Annotated in this window: 1 protein-coding gene; it reads right to left on the reverse strand. The window is 47.6% G+C overall.

Going from position 1 to position 719, the window contains the following annotated elements:
• On the reverse strand, positions 1-719 hold a 719-nt coding region (locus G7Y39_RS13455), incomplete at both ends, for a transposase (RefSeq protein ID WP_165157933.1).

Genomic DNA, 719 nt, shown 5'->3' on the forward strand with positions numbered 1-719 from the left:
CCCGCAAATACGTCGTTGAACAGTCCTCCGATGGTTTCGTAGTCCAAACTTCTTTTCAAGGATGCCAGCAGGTTATAGCGGATCATCACCAATGAGACATGTGCCAGCTGTGAAGTGTAGTCGCGTGCGGAGCAATCGGCCAATCCCAGCAACCGTTTGCTGTCGGCAAAGAAAACCTCAATAGCCCAGCGCATAGCATAAATCTCGTATGCCCTCATAAAGTCAATCGTGGTATCAGTGGTAAGCAATACTCTCCATCCCTCACTTTTGCTGCGCCGACAAAAGAACAGACGCACTTGTCGTGTGCCAAGTTTGGCGTTGATCATGCCATAGCGAATGCGATAGCGTCGGCTGTACTTTACCGATTTTGAAGCTAAAAGTTTGGTTATGACACCCTTGGCAGAAAGTTCTCCCCATTTCACGGTGGAATACTTGGTATTACCCATTTTGGCCATTCCGAGCAAGTGGAATTTCTTATGGCAATTGCATGCAAAGTTAACCAGTCCGGTATTGGTAAACCAACTGTCAACCAACAGATATTCAAAAGGTATCTTTGACCGGACAGCTCTCCTGACCATCTCCAACAACTTCTCACCTTTGCCCATGAAATATTCCTCCTTGCGTTTGGCTGCATGAGATTCCGCATCGCGCTGACGTGCATATCGTCTTTGACGTTGTTCTGCCGTCAATCCTTGTTCCTTGCCGTCGACTTTCCCTTT

Source organism: Parabacteroides sp. ZJ-118 (assembly GCF_011038785.1).
Taxonomy (GTDB): Bacteria; Bacteroidota; Bacteroidia; order Bacteroidales; family Tannerellaceae; genus Parabacteroides.